Genomic DNA, 20,959 nt, shown 5'->3' with positions numbered 1-20,959 from the left:
AATTAAATCAAAGGAAATATTTATGTATCAATTTAAATTTGCTGATATTGGTGAAGGTCTTCACGAAGGTAAAGTAACCCAAATTTTTGTCCGTCCTGGTGACAGTGTCAAAGATGGAGACCGCTTATTTGAAGTGGAAACAGATAAAGTAACTTCTGAAATTACCAGTCCGATTGGCGGTAAAATTACAGAAATAAAAATTACTCCTGAACAAACTGTTCATGTTGGTGATGTAGTTTTTTTAATTGATGATGGTTCAGGTTCTAGTGCTGCACCAGCAGTTGAATCAAAACCAGAAGCAGCTCCGGCAGCTGGGGGCGCATCTGTTGTGGGTCAGGTAAAAGTTTCTGACGAAGTTTTAGATTTTGGATTTAGTAAAAAAACTACTTCTAAACCAATTTCACCAACTCCATTAACCACTTCAGGACCAATTAGTTTAAGTCAAGCTCGAGCAATGAAACTAAAAATTTCTCCATTTTTAGTGAAATATGCTGAAGCTCATCACATTGATTTAACCCAAGTAAAACCCACTCGAGCTGATGGTATTATTTTAAAAACTGATTTAGATGCAGTTGCTAATGCTGCTGCTCCAGTTGTTGCTCCAACCCCAACTGTTGCAGCACCAGCTTCAGCCTCTGCTACACCAAAATCAACGGGTCCAAGTCCAACAATGTTCACTGGGTTTGTTGCTCGTCGTGAAAAAACTTCTTCTTTGCGTCAAGCAATTGCTCGGAACTTAAAAAATTCTTGAAACAAAGTTGCTTACACTAATTTAGTAATTCAAGCTGATGTTACTGAATTGTGGAATTTACGCAGCAGTATTAAAGACTCCTTGTTAAAAACAACCGGAATTAAAATCACTTTCTTACCCTTCATTGCTAAAGCAACCGCAATTGCTTTAACTGAATTTCCAATTTTTATTAGCCAATACGACGAAGCAACTCAGGAACTGGTTTATCCAGATACCATTAATTTAGGCATTGCTGTGGATACTGATCAAGGTTTAATGGTACCCAACATTAAAGATGCTCAGTCTAAATCCGTGTTGCAAATGGCAAACGAAATTATTAGTTTAGCTAAAAAAGCCCGAGCCAAAGAATTAAAAGGAGCTGATATGAGTGGGGGTAATTTTACAATTACAAACTACGGTTCAGCCGGAGCATTATTTGGTGTACCAGTAATTAAATTTCCTGAAGTAGCAATTTTAGGAATTGGCACAATTATTGATCAAGTGCAAAGTGTTTCTTTAGGCGGCATGGGTGATAACCGAAAAATTATGTATTTAACAATTGCTGCTGATCACCGTTGGATTGATGGTGCAGCTATTGGTCATTTTGGAACCCGTATCCGTCAGCTTTTAGAAAATCCGTCACTGTTATCAGTGTACTAGGTTAGAGGAATTAAACATGTCACAATATGATGTTATTGTCATTGGCGCAGGACCTGGTGGTTATCAAACCGCAGTTGATGCTGCTAAATTAGGCATGAAAGTTTTAGTGATTGAAAAGGATGAATTAGGCGGTGTTTGTTTGAACACTGGTTGTATTCCAACTAAAACTTTATTAAAGATTGGGAAGTCTTATACCAACTTAAAAAAAGCGGGGGCTTATGGTTTAAACTTAGATCCTAGTGCAGTAACCATTGATTGATCCAAATCCCAAGCTCGTAAAGCTGATGTGGTAAAAAAACTTACTTCAGGAATTGGATTTTTATTTAAATCTAATAAAGTTGATTTAGAACGAGGTGAAGCAGTTGTGCTTAACCCAACAACTGTTAAAGTGAATGGTAAAGAATTTCAAACCAAATTCATTATTGCAGCAACCGGATCATCGCCTCGTATGTTACCACTACCAGGTTTTGAACAAAGTTTGAAAGATGGGTTTGTAATTACTTCCACTGAAGCTTTATCATTACCAGTGATTCCTAAAGAATTAGTGATTATTGGTGGCGGAGTAATTGGTATTGAATTTGCCTTCTTGTATTCTGATTTAGGCACTAAAGTAACGATTGTGCAAGGTTTAGACCGAATTTTAGAAGTTTTAGACCAAGAAATTTCAGCCACAATTACTGATATTTTGAAGAAAAAAGGGGTGGAAATCATCACTAATGCCAAAGTTTTAAGTGCGGAAAACCGGGAGCTAAAATTTGAAGTTAACGGTCAAACCCAAAGTTTAAAACCAAACCACGTCTTAGTTTCAGTTGGTCGTAAAATTAATTATGCAGGCTTAGAAGCATTAAACTTAGCACAAGATGAACGGGGTGTAATTAAAGTTGATGATCAATTACGTACCAGTGTTCCCAATGTTTTTTTAGTTGGTGATGCAGTTGGCAAAGTGATGCTAGCCCATGTGGCTTATAAACACGGTGCGATCGTGTTGGATGCGATGCATAATCGCGCTACTAAAATTGATTATTTAAAAGTACCTTCATGTATTTATTCTCATCCTGAAGTTGGTACAGTAGGTTATACTGAAGAACAATTAAAAGAAAAAGGTATTGATTATCTAAAACATAAAATTCCAATGGCGGCATTAGGGAAGGCTTTAGCCGATGATTCAACAGTTGGGTTTGCTAAACTTTTAGTTGGTAAAAAGTATGGTGAAATTTTAGGATGTCACATCGTTGCTGAAACAGCTAGTGACATGATTGCTGAAATTGCTTTAGCAATGGAGTCCGAATTAGTAATTGAAGATTTAGCTAAAGCAATTCACCCGCACCCGACGATTTCTGAAATTATTCAAGAAATTGCCAAAGATTTATATTTCAAACATTTTTATAAAACGGCTTAATCAAATATTTTCCAAGTTGCAACCACCATTTTTATTAAATGGTGGTTGTTTGCTTTAACTGTTTTATTTGTTAAAATAAAACCCTATGAATTGGAAAAAAACTAGTAATTATGTCGCATTATCGCTGACTCGAATCATGAAAAATGAAGAATATGAAAATGAACTAGTTCATTTTTGTGCGGTTCGTTTCGTTAATGATCGAGCTAAAGAATATTTAGATCTTTATATTGAAAATTCTAAGAAGGAATATGATCAAAACCTGAATAAAAAAGCTTATCCATTAGTGTTAATTTTAGCGATGTTACATACCTGATTTGAAAATGATATTATCATTTTGCATGATGGGGGTCGTAAGGATATGGAGTGGCTCTCTGAAGAGTTAAACCGCCACACCAACCTACAAATTCGTAACCAATTTATCAATGTTGAAGACTTGGCAGTTTTTGAAATTGGTTTACAGAAAACATCGCTTAAAAATATTGCCAAACATTTTGGTGTTTATCGAGTAAATACTAGTACCAAAGTTAGTCGTGATGCACACAATTGCATGTTAATTAATGAAATCTGGAAGGCTTTCAAAGATTCCCAAGATGTTTAATTCCAAACCGAAATCCACTGAATTAATTCTTGTTCGACCAATTCAGGGTCTTTATTTAAATATGAATCAAGTCCCGTACAAATTTAGTTGACCAAAACTTAAGTGGGTTGATCAGAGTTTAGATTTTTTTTATGTTGATTATTATGCAACCACTTATCGTTCTTATCGAGCTGATTACTTATTTTTAAATCTAACAAATCCCGAAAGAACTAATAAAACATTAGCTATTTTTTTATCGCCCCAAGTAGCTTTTTCCCAATTAGCCCAAGTTGTAGCACATTCAACTTTTGATCGGGCTGTGATTCGGATTAATCATTATTCTGACCATCTTTTGAATCAGTTATCCCAAGCAATGAAATTATTGGATGAAAAAAAGATTAAAGATGTTGTCATTGATTTATATGACACTGCAGATGCCATTAATTATTTACACGAATTGTATGCACGGTTTTTATATCCAAATGTTAACCAAATTAATCTCTATTTTGATGATGAAACCACAATTGATCAAGGAGTTTTAACTCAAAAAATTGCGGCTTGACTAGCAAACAATCCTGATTGAAGTGTTGATCACAATTTTAGCGTGCGACGTACTAATTACATCAATCCTTACTTGCGTTTTTTAAATGGTCATGATAATTATTTAGGCATTGGTGATAACGCGGTTTCTTTAATTGATAATTTATTTTTTAAATCAGTTTATCTTCCTAAAGAAAATGCTTTTGGGACTTATCAGTTATACGGTACAAATCAGGCCGAATACAAAGAAGCAATCATTAATCGCTTAATCCTAAGCTTATTGGAAACTTCCATTAATTTAATCGATGCAACTGAAAACTGATTAGATGCTTTTTTTGGTCCTGGCAATTACCAATTAGCTACTTTACGCACTAAAGTTGCCAGAACAACAAAAAAGAACCAACAAATTGATCAGATTGTTAGTGTCTTAATTGATGATTTACAAATTGAACCAAATTGATTTGCACAAATTAATAACCAAAACAAAATTGATCACATCATTAATTTTATTAATTCCTTTTATTAGAATTTCACTACCTACTTTAGTTTTTTCACACTATCAAGTTGTGAACTAACTTATAATTATTGTTAATTCGCATTTTTATTATGAACACTCATCCTAAAAGCACTGAAATTTTTCTAACAAAAACTACTGACCCCTTTTTCAACATTGCGTTAGAAGAATGACTGTTAAAACAATACAAATCTGAAAATAACATTATTTTCTTGTGGCAAAATTTTAATTCCATTATTATTGGTCGCAATCAAAATACCCATTTAGAAATTAATCAGAAATTAGTTGATCAATACAACATTAAAGTTGCCCGCAGGCTTTCGGGTGGGGGAGCAGTTTTCCAAGATGCTTTTAACCAATGCTGAACTTTTATCATTAAAGAAGCTAGAGCCGGTGATTACCGGTTTTTTGCAACTCCAGTTTTGGCGTTTTTAAAAGAAATTGGTGTGGATGCGGAATTTTTTGGTCGTAATGACTTGACGGTTCAGGGTAAAAAAATTTCTGGAACTTCACAAATTGTTTATGGCGACTATGTCTTATGTCACGGAACAATCCTGTTTGATGTTGATCCGGTGATGATGACTAGTGTTTTGACTCCCAATTTAGAAAAACTTTCTTCTAAAGGGATTGATTCTGTACGAAAACGCATTCTTAATTTGAAAGAGGTTTTACCTGATTGGAGTTTTGAACAATTTCAAGCTGCTTTTTTTCAATTTTTAGAAAAATACTTTAACACCCAAATTAAAGAACTACCAGCTGAAGCAATTAGGTTTGCAACAGAAGCCGCTGCTAAAAAATTTAGCACTTGGGAATGAAATTTTGGTGAATCCCGGGAATTTGAGTTCATCAAAAAACAATATTTTGCTAACAAAGGCACGATTACACTTTCTTTTAATACCAATAAGAACACAATTGAACAACTAAAAATCCATGGAGATTTTTTATCAACTAAAGAACTAAGTTTCATTGAATTATTACTAGTTGGTTGTCGGTATGATCAAAAAAGTGTGGAAACCCTATTAGAAAAAATTGATTTAACCCCCTATTTAGGTGGGATTACAAAAGAAGATTTTATTATGTGTATGTTTAATTAGGGTATGATTAACATATTCTTGCAGAAAAACAAAGGAGAATTAAAATGAAAGCTGCAAATCAACTTCGCCCCAAGAGCTTTGACGTTAACAAACGTTGAGCGACAACACCTGATGTGAATTATGGCAGTCCAAAATTCTATGTTTTAGGGGAGTGACGGAAACAAACCTTTTCAATTACTAATTTTCATTTTAAAATCTGATGATTTTTATTGAGTGTGGGATTGATTTATGGGCCACACTTAGTATTTGCAATCATTCAAACGGTTTTTGTATTTCGTCCAGAATGAAGTTTTACTGGTAGATCGTTTTATATTTGAAACTACTACTTTTTAATTGCTACAGTTTACTTCCGGATGGGAATTGCGTTTGTTTTAGGGATCTTTTTCATGGTCTACTTTAAAAAACTGTTCTGAACTTCAGGAATTTTCATGCTGTTCTTCTATGTTTTTTTACAATTAGGCTTTGCTGTTTTAGGCAGATTATTAGAACGTTATGCCCATGTTGAAAATTTTCCTTCTTACTGAACTTATTTTTTAGCTCTGGTCATTATTTTCGTTTTAGCAATGATCTTAGTACCCGATTTACGCCGAGCTTTTTTACTAATTTTTGCTAAATGAAACTCAGTTAACAGCTACTTAGGTCGTAAATTAAGTGTTCAGCCAGATCCTCGAGCAACTACTGAAGAACCAAAACCTGGCAAATTAAAAGCTAGTTTATCCGCTTTTGCCTTGTTTCTTTTAATTTTTATCATTACTTTTGGGGGCACAATGTTTGCCAATTACATTACTGGCATCATTGAAAGTTATTTACCTAAAATTAATAACTCTAACCAAAGTTCAATTGATGAGACTTTAGGAAGTGGTAATTTTTGATTGGAAGTTTTACCATTATACTTATTAGTTTTATTTGGCGCTCCTTTGGTTGAAGAACTAGTTTTCCGGGTGAGTTTTTTATCCTTTGGTAACCGTGGCACCACTAGTATTTTATTATCAGGCATTGTTTTTGGTTTAATTCACACCCATGCGGATGGCTTAATCAATGTGACTGGTTATTTATTATTTGGATTAGTTCTAGCGTTTTCTTATTCGCTTGCAGGAAACTACTGAATTGTCTTTTTAGTTCACTTTACCAATAATTTAATTAGTGTCCTAGTTTAAAAGGGCTAAATAATTTCTACAAAAAATTTTAATAAAAATAATTTTCCTTTTAAAATTGTTGATAATTTTGAAGGAGTTAAATATGACAACAAAAAAAAATAATGTTTTTGGAATAATTAACTACATCTTAAATTTTGTTTACAACAAAGAAACCGATTTATTTCAAACTGATGAACAAACTGATGAAACTTTTGATTATTTGGACTTCAAGCACTTAAAATTACAGAAAATTCTCTATTTTTTGTTTGGTTTTTATTATGGTAAAACTAAACAAGAATTATTTGACGCCGAATTTATTGCTTATCGTTATGGTCCGATTATTAAACCAGTTTATGACAAAATTAAGAATACTTATGTGGATGAACCACTAAAAAATCTTGAAAAGGATTTATTTGCCAAATACAGCATGGAAGATCTGGAAATGGATCGAACTGTTGTGAATGAAATTTTAGAAAAACTTCTTAATTTTTCCACTTGAAGATTGGTTGAACTAAGTCACTTGGACGGTGGTCCTTGGGATGAAACCAAACAATCTGAAGTTATTGACAAAGCCAAAATACTCAAATATTTTGATGATGCTTTTATTGATTAAAAAATACGTGTACTAGGGTTCTGATGAATAAAAAAGTGAATAAAAAAATTTTAAAAGCAAATAATGTTCACTTTAACTCCGTAAAGATTGATTTTTCTTTCAAATATTTTGATTTTAGTGACATAAATAGTTTTGATCCAAAAGTTTTTAAAAAAACTTTCATGCTTATGAAAGATCGCATTAACTTAAAATGATCTGATGTTCAATTAGAAGGTTTTGTAATTGAAGAAAAATCAGATAAAACCAAACAAATTGCAAGAAAACTAACAAAACTAAACGACCAAGAATTTCAAGAAAGATTTAGTGGTAAAGTTTGGGATTTCCAAAGGGGCGATACTGCTTTACGAGTTTTTGGAGTTTTTGAAAAATCAAAATCAATTTTTTATATTTTACAAATTGATCCATCTCATAAATCAAGATAATTACAATACATGAAAAAACCACTTGCTTTTAAAAAAGCAAGTGGTTTTTATTTACTAATTATGTATTAAAACTAATCATTAATTTGAATTTTTAAAATTTCATAAACCATCAGCATTCCGATCAGTGAAATCATATGTGAAAGCGGGATCTTTACCAGATTTTTCGTATAAAACACCTAATTCAATAATATTATCATGTTGACCTAAAACAGTAATGGTACTGTAAGCAAAAGTATTGTTTGGTTTAGTGTTAAAATCATAAATTTTTTCAAGACGACTATAATCGTTGTTTTTAACAACAAACAACTTACCATTAATTCGTTGTCCAGTGGTTGGTAAACTGATAAAAGTGTATTCAGTGTTTTTATGTTTCACATGCGCCAAACCGTGCATTGCCCGAGAATTGATGTTTTGATAATGATAAACACTTAAAGGTTGATCAGGATTATTATCAACAGCTTGTCAAGTGGCACCTGCATCAGTTGATTTAGAAACATAATATTTATTTTGTTCATTAGTTCTTAAAAAAGCATAAAGAGTACCATCATCAGCTTCAATTAATTGGGTTTCTGAAGCCATACGTCATTGTTTGCTGTCACGATACTTAGCTCGATCATTGAATGATTGGGCTTTAGTCCAATTTTGTCCATGATCATCACTATAAATTGCGAAAGCTTCTCTAGGATTAGCTCCAGTTACAGCATAAAACGGAAAGACTAAACGGCCATTTAAACGAGGATTTTTTTGTTTACTTAAACCAATGCCTTGACCAGGTCCTAACACTACAGAATTAGCATTTTTAATATTACCTTTAGCTTGAGCAGTGATGTTGTTAACTAATTCTCAAGTTTTACCATCATCTTGTGATTTTAGTAAGTAAATATAAGAAGCTGAATCGATGTAATATTTAGGTTTTTGGTATTTTTGGTTTTCATTATTAAAACCATCAAATAAGGAAACGCCTTGAACAGAATTATTTATTTCATTAATGTTATTGATGTTTTCATAAGCTAAAAAACTTAATACACCTGTAGTTGGTTCATATTTTTGGTGTGCAAAAATTTTAGTTGCAACTAAATTACTGTCAGCAGTATTATTTGGATTATTGTCTTTTAGTTGAGAAACTTGAAACCACACATTGTTAGTTTGACGTTTGATTTCTTTTAGCACATATGGTTTATTGTCATTTAAAATATGAAACTTTTGGTATTTACCATCAGGAGTATAACCCATATCTGACCCAGTTAAGGGATTGCGATTATTAGCAATCGCCATCAACCCGGATCCACCGGGAAAGACATCAGCTGCCATGTAAATGGTATTGGTATTATGAGTATCATCAATGACAGTTGAATCAATTGCCCCAGCAATATTGCCGGTATTATTATGAATTTTTAAAATAACTTGAGCATCTGTTCAAGTTCGACCATCATCATTACTAGTTCGCATCACTTGATGAATTGGAGTGTATGGGGAATCTAGTTGGTTATTAATGCGTTGATCAACAATACTGATTAACTTACCGCTTTTAGTTTTGATTAAACTAGGAATGCGATAACTATGGGAATTTTGATATTTAGGAGCAAAAAGTCCGTAAGTTGATAATTTTTCCACTTGATACCCGGCCAAACTAATGACTTGTTCACTAGCCTGATTGACTTCAGTTGCTGTAGTTAAAAGGTTATTGGGTTTAATTATAAATCCAGTGGTTGCTACAGCTCCTAAAGTAATAGCTAGAGTAAGAACTTTAAAACTAATTTTTTTCATTGTTATTGAAGTTTATTCCAATCTTAATTTTGCCAGAATATTCCTTTCTTTAATTTTCTAATAGCTGTTTTTTATTTTAAAAAATATTGGATAATAAAGATCAAAGCACAGCTATTATATTAATCGATGAAAGGGAAACTAACAATTTAATTATAGAATTCCAAACCATGAAATAACTATCTGAAATTGATTTTCTTTGTAAAAAAATTTACAAACGTATTTATATAAATTAGAAATAATTTAACGTAGTGAAAATCTTTTTTAAGAGTAGTAAAAGCAAAAAAAAGCACTGATTTTCTTGATGATTTCAATTAATGATTAATTGATTCATCGCGAATATATCAGTGCTTTTAAGTTTTAAATTTTTATCTTTAAATCATGCAAGCACGACTTAAATTTATTGAAATAATTTTAATCTTATTGGGTGATTACAATTATTTAGCAGCTTGACCAGTACTCATGCCACCAGCAACTGCGCCCATGCCAGAAGCTCCATCAGAACCAGTAGTTGATGATGCACCACTAGCTTGACTGTTTTGAGATGAGCCAGCAGCTGCACCACCACCAGTTGCTGGAGATTCAGTAGTCTCTTTAGCTTCTTCTGATTTTGCTTTTTCTTCTGTTTCTTTAGCTGTTGAATCTGTAGATGATCCTGTACCAGTGGCATTAGCATCATCGCCTTTCATTTGTCCGTCTGCTTTGTTTTCGGTTTTATTATTTTCTTCTTTTTTAGCAGCATCAGCAGATTGATTTTTATCATCTGCTTTTGGTTCTTCTTTTTTATTTTCTGCATTGCTTGCACACGCAGCTAAAACTAATGTAGAAGTTGCAAATAAACCTAAATTTGCCATTCAGAAACGACTTCTTTTTAATAAATTCATTTTTTTCATAATAATAAACTTTCTTAATTTTTACAATAATTTAATTTCTAATTGTGACTGCTTATTTTTTACATTTTGTTTAATAAGCATTTTAATTTACTTAGTACTTTTTATAATTGCACTTATTTAATTTTTATTGACTAGGAGTACCAGGACCAGACATACCTCCACCTGCAGCAGTGTTTGGATCTTCTGATGTTTGTCTTGGTGGGGTAGTGGGATTTCCCGCACCACCAACTGCTGAATCTTTAGGAGCAGCTTCAGTTTCTCCATTTTTTGGTGTTGATGGACTTGTACTTACACTTGCATCACTGCCAGCTGTGGAAGGATTAGAATTAGTTGATGAACTAGTTGAACTATCTTGAGATGTACTGGTTGCTGCTCCTTCGCTTGCTTTAGGAGTTTCTGTAGTAGATTCTTTAGCATTTTCATAATCTGGTGCTCCAGCTTTTTGATCTTTTTCTTCTGATTCTTTATTTACTGGAGTTTCTGCAGATTCTGGAGTTGATGGTTTTGAATCATCCTTCTGCATTTTATTAGCATCTTCTGAAGTTTTTTCGTCTTCTTTTTTAGATGTTTCAGTTGATTCGGATTTATTATCTGATTTTTGATTTTCAGATTGATTTGGTTCTTCTTTTTGGTTTTCTGCATTGTTAGCACAAGCGGCTAAAACTAAAGTAGAAGTGGCAAACAAACCTAAACTTGCCATTCAGAAACGGCTTTTTTTGAATAAATTTAGTTTTTTCATAATAACAACTTTTAAGTTTTTTAACATTTAGAAAATGTTCAAAAACTTAAACCTTTACATTAATTAATTTTTATTTATTTTATTTTTATTGAGGAGTTCCACCACCAGGAGCAGCTGCTCCTTGAGCAGTGTTTGGATCTTCGGTGGAACGACTCGGAGCCCCAGCACCACTGGCTGAATTACCTTCTTCACTTGGTTTTGGAGCTGGATTTGACATTGTTCCAGAATCACTTGTACCTTGATTTGATGCAGTAGATTGAGAACCAGTTGACATGCCAGATGTTGTTTTATCATCTTTAGTTTCTCCACCGTCACTAGTTGATGGAGTTTGAGATTCTTTAGAATCTGGTGATTCAGCTTTTTGATCTTTTTCTTCTGTATCTTTAGTTACAGAATTTGTATCAGAACTTGAAGTACTTGGATTAGAATCATCTTTTTGCATTTTATCAGTAGATGATTCTTTTGTGCCTTCATCTGTTTTCTTATCTTCTTTTTTAGATGTTTCAGTTGATTCGGATTTATTATCTGATTTTTGATTTTCAGATTGATTTGGTTCTTCTTTTTGGTTTTCTGCATTGTTAGCACAAGCGGCTAAAACTAAAGTAGAAGTGGCAAACAAACCTAAACTTGCCATTCAAAAACGGCTTTTTTTGAATAAATTTAGTTTTTTCATAATAACAACTTTTAAGTTTTTTAACATTTAGAAAATGTTCAAAAACTTAAACCTTTACATTGATTAATTTTTATTTATTTTATTTTTGTTGGGATTTTTGACTAGAAGCAGCGTTTATATCGGAATTACTTTGACCTGTTGTTGGAGTATCAGTTTCTGATGCCTTGATTTTATCTGCATCTTTGTTGGCTGGTGCTGAATCAGAATTTGCAGCATCTTTGCTATAATTATCACTTTGCATTTTGTCTGCTGATTGCTTTGAATCTTTATTTTCTTCTTTTTTAGCAGCATCAGCTGATTGAGATTTGTCATCTGATTTTTGATTTTCAGATTGATTTGGTTCTTCTTTTTTATTTTCAGCATTGTTTGCACACGCAGCTAAAACTAATGTAGAAGTCGCAAACAAACCTAAACTTGCCATTCAGAAACGACTTCTTTTTAATAAATTCATTTTTTTCATTACAACTAAACTTTTTTAATCCTTTATTGATTTGTGATTACTTAATTGTTTTTAATTGGTGTTATTTACTTAATTATCGTAACTTTGCTTTTGATTGATCAGCATCATCACAGGTAACAACTTTACCTTCAGTAGGTTCTGTTTGTTCTCCGGCTTCCGATTTAGCATCAGCTTGTTCTTCTGAAGAATTGATATCAGTAGAAGATTCAGAATCTGTGGTCATACCAGATCCTGTTGAGGTATTTTTGGAAGGATCAGCTTCACCAGAATCTGAATTTTTAGTATTTTCTGGGCTTGGTGTTCCGTCAGGTTTCTGATTTTCTGTTTTTTCTGTTTTATTATCTTTAGTTTTTGGAATTTCAGAAGATTTTGAGTCTGCTTGGGTATCATTGCCCTGCATTTGTTCTGTGTTTTTTTGTTCTTCTTCTTTTTTGGTTTTTTCAGCTGGTTTAGATTTTTCTTTTTTAGATGTATTATCAGATGATTTAGCTTTATCATCTGATTTTTGATTATCAGGCTGTTTTGGTTCTTCTTTTTGGTTTTCAGTATTGTTAGCACACGCAGCTAAAACTAACGTAGAAGTCACAAACAATCCTAAACTCGTCATTCAAAAACGACTTCTTTTCAATAAATTCATTCTCTTCATAATAAAAACTTCTAAAATTCTTTAATTTGTATCGCTTAATAAATTAATGTAATTAACTTGATGGTTCACTAACAACTGTAGCTTCTTTAGGTTGTTCTTCTGTTTCGGATTCTCCATCAACTGTTGCTTCTGGAGTTTCAGGAGCGGTACTGTCAGCGGGAGATTGAGAAGCAGTATTTCCATCACCAGCTGCTGCAGAAGTATTAGATTTAGATTCCATACCATCAACGGCTGCTTGATCATCTTTAGCAGTAGTGCTTTCGCCACCAGATGAAGTCTGAGTGTCTTTAGTGTTTGCTGAATCTGTTGCTTCAGCTTCTTTAGATTTTTCTTCTCCAGTTTTTTGATTGTTTTTTTCTGAAGATTGTGAAGATTCTGAATTTGCTTTATGATCATTGTCCTGCATTTGCTTTGCATCATCAGCTTTTTGATCTTCTTCTTTTTTGGCTCTATTATCAGATGATTTAGCTTTATCATCTGATTTTTGATTATCAGGCTGCTTTGGTTCTTCTTTTTGGTTTTCTGCATTGTTAGCACAAGCGGCTAAAACTAACGTAGAAGTTGCAAATAAACCTAAACTTGCCATTCAGAAACGACTTCTTTTCAATAAATTCATTTTTTTCATTACATCAAAATTTTTTAATTCTTTAAATTTATAGCTAATTTCAAAGAAATAATTCCTTATATTAATTTGTGACTGGTTTTTTGATTGATATGGTTTATCTAATTATCGTACATTAGTGTTACTAAAAACAACTTTGCCTTCAGCGGGAGTGTTTTCTTCTTGAGTTTCGACTTCTGCTTCGGATGGATCGGGGGTAGTTGGTTCTGTTGAAGAGTTATTACCAGCAGAAGTTTGAGAATCATCTCCCATACCCGACATTGAAGCATCATCTTTAGATGTATTAGCTTGATCAGAAGCAGAAGGATTAGACTCGCCAGATGTTGAGACATCAGAATCTTTAGTATCAGTTGACTCAGATGGTGTTTCAGCTTTTTGAGCTTTTTCTTCTTTAGCTTCTTTGTCTTCGGTTTTTGGAGCTACAGTAGGTTCTTGATTTGTTGTAGGATCATCGCCCTGCATTTGTTCTGTCTTTTTTGGTTTTTTATTTTCTTCTTTTGGTTTAGATTCTTCTTTTGGTTTTTGACTTTCAGATTGTTTGGGTTCTTCTTTTTGGTTTTCTGCATTGTTAGCACAAGCAGCTAAAACCAAACTTGAAGTTGCAAAAATCCCTAAACTCGCCATTCAGAAACGACTCTTCTTTAATAAATTCATTTTTTTCATGATAATAAAATTCAAAAGTTTTTTAATTTGTGTTCTTTATTTAATTAACGTAATTGACTTGACGAATCGCTAACAACTGTAGCTTCTGAAGGTTCCATTTCTGCTTCTTGTTCTTTTGTTTCAGATTCTCCACCAGCAGCTTTTTCTGGAGTTTGCGGAGAAGTATTTGCTTCACCATCTGTTGCAGGAGTACCAGAACCAGCCCCCATATCAGCATCTATTTGATCATTTTTAGTAGTACTATCTTCACTAGCAGCTGGAGCTTGAGAATTTTTAACATCTGCTGAATCTGTTGTTTCAGCTGCCTTAGGTTTTTCTTCTTCAGTTTTTTGATCTTTATTTTCTGAAGGTTGCAAAGGCTTTGAATCTGTTTTAGAATCACCATCTTGCATTTGTTCTGGATCTTCAGCTTTTTTAGTTTCTTCTTTTTTAGCTGCGTTGTCAGTTGGCTTAGATTCTTATTTTGGTTTTTGACTTTCAGGTTGATTTGGTTCTTCTTTTTGGTTTTCTGCATTGTTAGCACAAGCAGCTAAAACTAATGTAGAAGTCGTAAATAAACCTAAACTCGCCATTCAGAAACGGCTTCTTTTTAAGAAATTCATTTTTTTCATGATAATTAAATTGCAAAGCTTTTAAAATTAATTAATTTTAATTACTTTATCTTTGTTGACCAAGCGCACTAGGAGTACCTGAACCTTGAGCAGTGTTTGTGTCTTCACCGGTTTGTCTTGGTGTGCTGTTGCTAACATCTGGGCCCATTGAAGAAGTATCATTAGGTTTTGGAGTTGGACTTGTAGTTGCGTCAGCACCACTATTTTTAGCTGCTTCTTGACCATCTTTAGATGTATCACCACTAGGAACTGGAGCTTCAGCCTCTTTGGCGCTTGCAGAATCAGTTGCTTCAGACTTGGAATCTGAGTCAGAATTTGATGGCATTACATTAGTATCATCACCTTGTGCCTTGTTTGCTGATTCTTCTTTGCTTTCATTATTTTTTTCACCTTCTTTTTTAGCAGAATCAGCAGGTGCTTTTCCATTGTTTGATTTTTGTTCATTAGTTTTTGGTTCTTCTTTTTGGTTTTCAGCATTGTTAGCACAAGCAGCTAAAACTAATGTAGAAGTCGCAAACAATCCTAGACTTGCCATTCAAAAACGACTTCTTTTCAATAAATTCATTTTTTTCATAATAATCAAATTGCAAAGTCATTTAAAATTTTGTTAATTTTAAATGACCGATCCTTAAACTTAAAATTTCTAATTTCTTTAATGATTAAATCCATGATTTAAATCAATATAAATATTTCAAATAAAACATCAATAGAAACACTAATACCACTTGGTATTAGTGTCTTATTTTATTTATTTTGCAGCAGGTTGGCCGCTGGTAGATCCTGGAGAAGATGTTGCACTTGAACTATCACTCATACCTGATGATGATGAACCTGCACCAGATGACATTCCAGATGATTGACTAGCGTCTTTGGACTGAGCATTATCTGAACTTGTTCCAGCAGCTGGAGTTTCATCAGAACTCTTGGCTTTTTCAGCGTCTGATTGAGCCTTTTCATCCTTACTTTCAGTATCTTTTTGTTCTTGACCTGCTGAAGCAGATGCGTTAGGATCATCTCCTGGCATTTTTTCTTCAGCTTTTTCGCCTTCTTTATTAGCTGCATCTGCTGAACCTTTATCACCTGCTTTTTGATTTTCAGATTGATTTGGTTCTTCTTTTTTGTTTTCAGCATTGCTTGCACAAGCAGCTAAAACTAATGTAGAAGTCGCAAATAAGCCTAAACTGGCCATTCAAAATCGACTTCTTTTTAATAAATTCATTTTTTTCATAACAACAAAACTTCATAGTTTTTTTTAAAATTTTGTTAATTTTTAAAAAAACTGAGCTTTCATTTTTATTAATTTCTAATTTGTTGATTGCTTATTCTTTTAAATTTATGTCATAAAATGTCACTAAAACTTTTGATTCAATTGAATTTAACTAAATTTTTATTGAATCAAAATTTTCCTAATTTGATATTTTTAATCAATTTAGAAAATTTAAAAGAACAATTTTCTTAACATAAATATGTAGAAAAATAATTTCAATCGCGGATAATTATATTAGATTAATAATAAATTGATATGTCCAAAAAGGCAAATAAACAAAATTTAGGGTGGGATATCTTCAAGGAAATAACAATTGGACTTTGGATAATAATTTAGTTATTAAATACTTTAGTTGCAGTAGATACTAACTGATCATAGCCCTTTTTGTCTAAAAATTGTTTAATGGTATAAACATAAGCGTTGGGATTTTTGGTTTCGACAAAGCTTTTAAAGTTTTCTTGGGTAATCACCAACTGGTCTTGAGCCGCAAGGTTTTTTAAGGGTTTATTAATAATATCAATATGAGTAATGTTGTTGTTTTTTAATAGTTTACGGACTAAAGAAGCCCCCATTGCACTAGATCCCATACCCGCTTCACAAGCAAAAACAATTTGTTTAACACTTTTTAAAGCACTGACTAAATCATCATTAACTGCAAATTGGGTCTGTTGGATTTGGGTCTCTTGTCTTAAATCAGCTAGAGTTAAATGGATGTCAGTTTGTTGGACTTCTTGTTTTTTAGTAATCGTTTTATTGTTTTTGACAAAACTATATGTACAAAAATAACGATCATTAGTTGCTGATTGATAATTGAAGTCAACGATTTTGTTAGCCAAGTCCTCAGTTTCTACTTTAGAAAACTTCATTATTTTAGTGGAATCGAAATGAGTAAGTGCTTTAGTAAAAGTATGGAATTTTTTAGAAAAAAAATGAGATTTTAAATAATTAATTTTGGTTACTCAAAATTTATTTTTCGTAGCAAAAACTTTAACTAAATAAGTGTTTTGTTTGTAATCAACATATTGAAATTCCAGCATCTTAGCTGATTTAGGATTCAAATAAAACAATTCTTGATTTCCGTTTTCTAAAATTAGGGTTTCTAATAATAATTGTTTTTTACCTGAAATTGTTTGAAAAGTTAAACTTTGTAGTTTTTTAACACGGTTTAATTCAAATAAGTTAGGTTGGTTTTTAATTTTGTAGTGACGGGAATTAATTCATGAATAATACGGATTAATGAACACACGTTCGCCGTTTTTATTGCGTTCTCAAATCAAATAAAATGCGGTCAATCCACCAACAATTCCAGCTGATCCTAAAATAGAAATGGTTAAACCAATATAAGAAGAACTGCTTTGGTATAAGAAAGTGTAAACAGAAATGACACTACCAGGAGAATTAACAGAAATTGAACCCACTCCGAAAATGTTGTAGATAATAATATTAAAAATTCCGCCAATAATCATAAAGATTAAAGTAACTGGTTTCATTAACACAAATGGGAAATAAACTTCATGAATTCCGCCAACAAAATGAATGGGCATAGATGATGCAGCTTGGGCTTTTAAACTATTGGATTTAGCAAATAATCACCAAGCAATTAAAATTCCCAGACCTTGTCCTGGATTAGGATCTAATAATAATAAGAAAGATTTTCCCGCAGTTTGTACTTCTGCAGTTCCCAACGGAGTAAAAATTCCGTGGTTGACAGCATTATTCAAAAATAATACTTTAGCTGGTTCGACAAAAATTGGCAATAATCAGTCTAACTGATTTTGATACATGCCATTAATGGCTTGGGAAAAGACACACTGGATTCCAGCAATAATTGGGGTTAAACCATAAAAAGCAATAATGGCGAATCCAAAACCAAAAATTCCTAAAGAAAAATTATTGATTAACATTTCATAACCTTGAGGAATATAAGGTTTTCAAAACCGTTCTAGTTTTTTGAAAACAATTGCAGCAATTGGTGCAGCAATCATGGCACCAAGTAGCATGGGCATGGTTGTTACTGGTTGGTTGGTAACAGGATCAATTGGAATTCCTGCAATATTAGCAAAGTAATGGGTAGAACTGGAATATAACACTCCTAAAGTAGCAATAATTCCAATCATGGCGCCTCGGGTACCATATATTTGTTTACCGCCAAAAAACGCAATTAAAACGGGAATAACATAACTTAAGGTTGGTCCAATAATGATGGCTAATTGTTCATTAGGAGTTCAACCAGTTTTTAAGAAAAATGCAGTAATTAACCCTCAAGCGATAAAAACTCCAATGGCCGGCATAATCATCCCAGCAAGAAAAGAACCAAATTTACGAATTTGATTCTTGATGGTTTTAGGTTTGAATAAATCACCAAACCGTTTAGGATTAACTTGGCTGCGGGTTTTATTCATTTCTGTAGTCACAGCAAAATTATTATTGTTCATAATTTGTTAATGATTTTTATATCAATCTTCATCTAAAGATAGGTTGGCAAAACTGTCACAACCATTATGGGTTGATGGAAGGTGGGTGTTTAAATGCATTTCAACTAAACTTAAATCTCTGGGAGTAATAAAAATTTTTTTAGCAATAATGTTTTCTTCGATTTCATGAATAACACTAGTACGACAAACTGGAATAATGCTCTGGTTAATGTTGTAAGCTAACATCAGTTGGGCAACTGTGCATTGGTATTTTTGGGCCAGAGATTGTAGAATAACGTTTTGAAACGTATAAGTATAATTTCCAAATGGCCTTCAACCTTGAACACTAATGTTATTGCGTTTGTTGTAAATGATGCGGTCATAACGCATATAAGTTACACTAGATTCAATTTGATTAATTTGGGGCATAACTTGAGTTTCATTGAATAAAGTTTGAACTTGATCGCGATCAAAATTTGAAACTCCAATAACTGCTACCAAACCCTTTTGCTGACAAGCAATTAATTCTTTTCAAGCTTGCACATTAACTGACATGTCTACATGGGGACGGTGCAATAAAAATGAATCAATTTGATCAATTTGTAGTCGGGCTAAAGTTGCGCGCAATTCTTGTTCAACACTATTTTTATAATCTGATGGTCAAATTTTGGATTGAATCAAAGGTAATTTATTATTTTGATAAACTGGATTTGCAGCAATAATTTGCAAGCACTCACCAATAATGGTTTCGTTTTCATAATGTTTAGCAGTATCAATAAAGTCATAACCTAAACTAACTACTTTTTGTAAAACTGGTAACATTGCTTCTTTGGTGGTGATGCGATAAGTGCCAAAGCCCAGAACACTATTAAGAATTGACATGATGACTCCTTAAATATCTATATTCTTATTTTAGTGAACAGAAATTCAGTCATCAAATTACTGCTAAAAGCTTTGTCAGCAGTAAATGCCAAAACAAAAAAAAAAAAAAATCTGCATTGAGTGCAGATTTTTAGTTTTGATCTTGCTTTAATAAAAAATGGTTAAACAATAATAATTTAGTATTTTCATCCAAATACCAATGATTAACAATATTATTGATTTTTAGTTTGATAAATAAGGTTTGGGGAATTTTTTCTTCTAAATCAATCGTACTAAAAATAATATCGATCGGATGCTTGTTTAATAAGTTTTTTAATTGACTATATGAACAAGCATTGATTTCAGCATTGGGGAAAATGCGTTCAATGTTAGTTTTTAAAATATAACTAATTCCCATGCCTCCCCAACAAATTGTGTTAATTTTTCAGGGCTGCTTACAAATCCATTCATAGAAAAAATTAATGAAATAAAGAAGTAGATAATATGACTGGTAAGGATCTTTAAGTACTCACTCTTGAAAAGCTTTTTCAATGATTTCATGTAATTTGGCATAATTCTGTTTTAGCAAATTAAAATTATGAAAATTATTTTGATCTAAAACATTCACATTAGTTTCATTAATTAAATGCAGCAATAAAACTTCTTGAAAATTATTACTAATAGTAATTTGGGGATCAATTTGATGAACTACTTTTTGAATTGCTTGACTAATTTTATTTTTATTTTGTAAATAATCTTTAGTTAGAAAACAAGCAATAAAATCTTTATATTCTTGGGGAATAAATCATTTGCTAATTGGGCTGTCAAAATTATTTTCTTGAATATAAGAAAACCAAATTCAAGTTACTAAAGTTAAAAGAAAAAAATCTTTAATTGATTGAATATCTGAATAATTTTTTTCTAATGCTTTAATGACTAGATGATAGTTTTCAAAGTTAATAAAGGGTTGAATTTTATCAACTAATAATTTGGGGAAATATTGTTTTAAGTCTTTTTTAACTAAAACATTAGTTAAATCATAATTATAAAAACTTTCACAAAACCAAGTAGTGAAAAAAACTCATAAAAATTTTTTAGATTGAGCATCACCTTGGTGGCTATGATTGCGATAATAATTATTAACTAAGCTATCAACAATCACAAAATCGCTGTTGGATAAATTTCAATGTTTTTTAATAACGGTTTTTTTATAAGTACCTAATAAGTAATTATCAATAATAATTACTAAAGCGATTTCGCGCAATAATAATTCCACTTTATTTTGTTGGTACAAACTAATCAAAAAACTTTGATAAGGTTTAAAATTTTTAACACCAGAATTAATTTTTTCCAGTTTATTAATTTTTAAAAAATTATTTAATTCATCTAATCTTCGGTATCAAGTTCTTCTAGAAATATTAATGTGGTAAGAAATTTTTTCATATTCAATTTCTTGATAATGAATGATGATTTCTAGAAGTTGACGAATTTGTCGATTCATTATCATCAGCAGCACCTGCTTTTATATGTTATGATCAATTCATGATAAAGTTGGGATTTAGTTTGCCCATTCTAAACTCAAACAAATATCCATACTTAAAATTCTAATTAATTTTTGAGAAAAAATCAAGATTTTGCTAATGAATTAACAGAATTTTAAC

The 20,959-nt window shown here is 32.1% G+C and carries 23 protein-coding genes; 8 read left to right on the top strand and 15 right to left on the bottom strand.

Features of this window, described 5'->3' with window-relative positions:
- The first annotated feature begins 22 nt into the window (after window positions 1–22).
- The 8 genes from NPA10_RS03940 (at window position 23) to NPA10_RS03905 (ending at window position 7,685) form a co-directional block, all read left to right on the top strand.
- Window positions 23–1,390, top strand: coding sequence for a dihydrolipoamide acetyltransferase family protein (locus tag NPA10_RS03940; protein ID WP_256547413.1), 1,368 nt, complete (start codon window positions 23–25; stop codon window positions 1,388–1,390).
- 16 nt (window positions 1,391–1,406) lie between these two features.
- Window positions 1,407–2,789 (top strand): dihydrolipoyl dehydrogenase, encoded by a 1,383-nt coding sequence (gene lpdA / locus NPA10_RS03935; RefSeq protein WP_256547412.1) that lies wholly within the window; start codon window positions 1,407–1,409, stop codon window positions 2,787–2,789.
- An 85-nt stretch (window positions 2,790–2,874) separates the two neighbouring features.
- The gene (locus NPA10_RS03930) at window positions 2,875–3,387 is read left to right on the top strand and encodes a 3'-5' exonuclease family protein (protein WP_256547411.1); all 513 of its coding nucleotides are present in this window, start codon (window positions 2,875–2,877) and stop codon (window positions 3,385–3,387) included.
- Window positions 3,380–4,432: a hypothetical protein gene (locus NPA10_RS03925; protein WP_256547410.1), complete on the top strand. Its 1,053-nt coding sequence runs from the start codon at window positions 3,380–3,382 to the stop codon at window positions 4,430–4,432. Before NPA10_RS03930 ends, NPA10_RS03925 begins: the two co-directional genes overlap by 8 nt.
- Before the next feature lie 80 nt (window positions 4,433–4,512).
- A complete protein-coding gene (locus NPA10_RS03920; RefSeq protein WP_256547409.1) occupies window positions 4,513–5,514 on the top strand; it encodes a lipoate--protein ligase in 1,002 nt (333 codons plus the stop codon).
- A gap of 44 nt (window positions 5,515–5,558) precedes the next feature.
- Entirely contained in the window at window positions 5,559–6,671 is a 1,113-nt protein-coding gene (locus NPA10_RS03915; protein ID WP_256547408.1) for a CPBP family intramembrane glutamic endopeptidase, read from the top strand.
- 82 nt (window positions 6,672–6,753) lie between these two features.
- Complete coding sequence (locus NPA10_RS03910) at window positions 6,754–7,263, top strand: Panacea domain-containing protein (RefSeq protein WP_256547407.1); 510 nt, start codon at window positions 6,754–6,756, stop codon at window positions 7,261–7,263.
- Window positions 7,264–7,430: 167 nt separating this feature from the next.
- Window positions 7,431–7,685 carry a hypothetical protein gene (locus NPA10_RS03905; RefSeq protein ID WP_256547406.1) on the top strand — a complete coding sequence of 85 codons (255 nt, stop codon included), beginning with the start codon at window positions 7,431–7,433 and terminating at the stop codon, window positions 7,683–7,685.
- 78 nt (window positions 7,686–7,763) lie between these two features.
- Here the strand turns inward: NPA10_RS03905 and NPA10_RS03900 are convergent, their stop codons facing one another.
- From NPA10_RS03900 to NPA10_RS03830, 15 genes are all read right to left on the bottom strand, one after another.
- Window positions 7,764–9,452, bottom strand: a complete 1,689-nt coding sequence (locus tag NPA10_RS03900) for an exo-alpha-sialidase (RefSeq protein ID WP_256547405.1) — start codon at window positions 9,450–9,452, stop codon at window positions 7,764–7,766.
- A gap of 434 nt (window positions 9,453–9,886) precedes the next feature.
- Window positions 9,887–10,342: a hypothetical protein gene (locus NPA10_RS03895; RefSeq protein WP_256547404.1), complete on the bottom strand. Its 456-nt coding sequence runs from the start codon at window positions 10,340–10,342 to the stop codon at window positions 9,887–9,889.
- A gap of 124 nt (window positions 10,343–10,466) precedes the next feature.
- A complete protein-coding gene (locus NPA10_RS03890; RefSeq protein WP_256547403.1) occupies window positions 10,467–11,081 on the bottom strand; it encodes a prolipoprotein diacylglyceryl transferase in 615 nt (204 codons plus the stop codon).
- Window positions 11,082–11,166: 85 nt separating this feature from the next.
- The gene (locus NPA10_RS03885; protein ID WP_256547402.1) at window positions 11,167–11,754 is read right to left on the bottom strand and encodes a hypothetical protein; all 588 of its coding nucleotides are present in this window, start codon (window positions 11,752–11,754) and stop codon (window positions 11,167–11,169) included.
- A 79-nt stretch (window positions 11,755–11,833) separates the two neighbouring features.
- Entirely contained in the window at window positions 11,834–12,214 is a 381-nt protein-coding gene (locus NPA10_RS03880) for a hypothetical protein (RefSeq protein WP_256547401.1), read from the bottom strand.
- 73 nt (window positions 12,215–12,287) lie between these two features.
- Complete coding sequence (locus NPA10_RS03875; RefSeq protein ID WP_256547400.1) at window positions 12,288–12,860, bottom strand: hypothetical protein; 573 nt, start codon at window positions 12,858–12,860, stop codon at window positions 12,288–12,290.
- A gap of 52 nt (window positions 12,861–12,912) precedes the next feature.
- The gene (locus NPA10_RS03870; protein ID WP_256547399.1) at window positions 12,913–13,485 is read right to left on the bottom strand and encodes a prolipoprotein diacylglyceryl transferase; all 573 of its coding nucleotides are present in this window, start codon (window positions 13,483–13,485) and stop codon (window positions 12,913–12,915) included.
- Window positions 13,486–13,587: 102 nt separating this feature from the next.
- A complete protein-coding gene (locus NPA10_RS03865) occupies window positions 13,588–14,145 on the bottom strand; it encodes a hypothetical protein (RefSeq protein ID WP_256547398.1) in 558 nt (185 codons plus the stop codon).
- A 44-nt stretch (window positions 14,146–14,189) separates the two neighbouring features.
- Window positions 14,190–14,537, bottom strand: coding sequence for a hypothetical protein (locus NPA10_RS03860; RefSeq protein ID WP_256547397.1), 348 nt, complete (start codon window positions 14,535–14,537; stop codon window positions 14,190–14,192).
- Between the two features lie 66 nt (window positions 14,538–14,603).
- Window positions 14,604–14,756, bottom strand: a complete 153-nt coding sequence (locus tag NPA10_RS03855) for a hypothetical protein (RefSeq protein ID WP_256547396.1) — start codon at window positions 14,754–14,756, stop codon at window positions 14,604–14,606.
- A gap of 46 nt (window positions 14,757–14,802) precedes the next feature.
- Window positions 14,803–15,330 carry a hypothetical protein gene (locus NPA10_RS03850; protein WP_256547395.1) on the bottom strand — a complete coding sequence of 176 codons (528 nt, stop codon included), beginning with the start codon at window positions 15,328–15,330 and terminating at the stop codon, window positions 14,803–14,805.
- A gap of 174 nt (window positions 15,331–15,504) precedes the next feature.
- Window positions 15,505–15,984: a hypothetical protein gene (locus NPA10_RS03845; protein WP_256547394.1), complete on the bottom strand. Its 480-nt coding sequence runs from the start codon at window positions 15,982–15,984 to the stop codon at window positions 15,505–15,507.
- Window positions 15,985–16,355: 371 nt separating this feature from the next.
- A complete protein-coding gene (locus NPA10_RS03840) occupies window positions 16,356–18,458 on the bottom strand; it encodes a PTS transporter subunit EIIC (protein ID WP_256547393.1) in 2,103 nt (700 codons plus the stop codon).
- 6 nt (window positions 18,459–18,464) lie between these two features.
- Window positions 18,465–19,319: an aldo/keto reductase family protein gene (locus NPA10_RS03835; RefSeq protein ID WP_256547392.1), complete on the bottom strand. Its 855-nt coding sequence runs from the start codon at window positions 19,317–19,319 to the stop codon at window positions 18,465–18,467.
- Window positions 19,320–19,449: 130 nt separating this feature from the next.
- Entirely contained in the window at window positions 19,450–20,799 is a 1,350-nt protein-coding gene (locus NPA10_RS03830; RefSeq protein ID WP_256547391.1) for a PTS sugar transporter subunit IIB, read from the bottom strand.
- Window positions 20,800–20,959: the final 160 nt, after the last annotated feature.

This window comes from Mycoplasmoides fastidiosum, assembly GCF_024498275.1.
In the GTDB taxonomy this organism is placed as follows: domain Bacteria; phylum Bacillota_I; class Bacilli_A; order Mycoplasmatales; family Mycoplasmoidaceae; genus Mycoplasma_N; species Mycoplasma_N fastidiosum.
This window is presented reverse-complemented; position numbering and strand designations above follow the sequence as displayed.